The 1177-nt window shown below is 62.1% G+C and carries 2 protein-coding genes; both read right to left on the bottom strand.

Going from position 1 to position 1177, the window contains the following annotated elements; translation table 11 throughout:
• A partial coding sequence (locus tag KF784_20335; GenBank protein MBX3121405.1) for a hypothetical protein occupies positions 1–477 on the bottom strand: 477 nt, incomplete at its 3' end.
• Between the two features lie 3 nt (positions 478–480).
• A partial coding sequence (locus KF784_20330) for a site-2 protease family protein (protein MBX3121404.1) occupies positions 481–1177 on the bottom strand: 697 nt, incomplete at its 5' end.

Genomic DNA, 1177 nt, shown 5'->3' with positions numbered 1-1177 from the left:
TTCCGCCGTCCACCAGAGGGCCACCGACCCGCCGAAGGGATCGCGCGTCTTGATGAGGAACGTGCCCAGACAGATCAGCGGCATGAGAATCTGGCCAAGACTGCCGCCGAGGATGGTCATAAATCGCCCCAAGGGCATGAAGATCAGATGCCCGGCTTCATGAAATGGGAGATTGATCAGGTGGAGAAAGGATTCCCCCGTGTAATTAGTTTCGAGCGGCGTGGTGATCAACCGCCAACCCCACCAGGTCAGCAAGAGGAACACCAGCACACGCCCGGCAAAGTACAAGGGATTGACCGATTCCTCGGTGACGAGCACCCACTCCTCGAGCAACTCTGCTCCGGTCGATTGGTGACTCGGTGGGGGCGACACTGCAGCCGGACGTGGGGAACGATGCATCTTGGCGAAGATGATGCCGCAGCGGGCGCAGTCCACCCGCCCCTCGTCCTGTTCCCATCCGCATTTTTCGCAATGCATGGGTTAGCGGAGAATAAACGGCTCCCAGGAGAACGTCAGCACAAAGATGAGCAGGGCGATCCAGCCGATGAACAGGCGAAGGCCGCCGAGTTCACGACCCGGATTCCGCACTGGGGGATGCGCCAGCCCCATCAGGCCGGCGAGCCCGACCCACAAGAACCACCCTTTCCACCCCAGCCAGCCAAACAGCATCAGAATCGGAATCAGGGCGACCGCCACGCTGCGTTGACGTTCCCCCAGCAGCGCGTACGCCACATGTCCGCCGTCCAGCTGGCCGATCGGCAGCAGGTTGAGCGAGGTAATGAAGAGACCGAACCAGGCGGCAAAGCCGACCGGATGCAGGATCACGTCGGCAGTGGGGGACAACGGCCCGATCACGACCCAGGAGGCGAATTGCAGCAACAGCGGTTCTCCGAGGTGCATGCCGTAGCTGGTTTGAATCGGCACGACCGTCGAGAGCCTGAGCCCGATCACCAACGCGATCACCGCGACCACGAATCCGGCGATCGGGCCGGCGACCCCGATATCGAACAGCGCCCGGCGATCCGTCAGCGGAGCGCGCATGCGGATAATCGCCCCGAATGTCCCCACGAAATGCGGCAACCCCGGTACGAAGAGGGGTAAGGAGGTCGGCACACCGTGCAACCGCGACAAGACATAGTGCCCCAATTCATGCGTGACGAGGATCCCGAGCAGCGTT

This window comes from Fimbriimonadaceae bacterium (genome assembly GCA_019638775.1).
GTDB lineage: Bacteria > Armatimonadota > Fimbriimonadia > Fimbriimonadales > Fimbriimonadaceae > JAHBTD01.
Note: the sequence above shows the minus strand (reverse complement) of the source record. Positions and strands in the feature narration are given on the sequence as shown.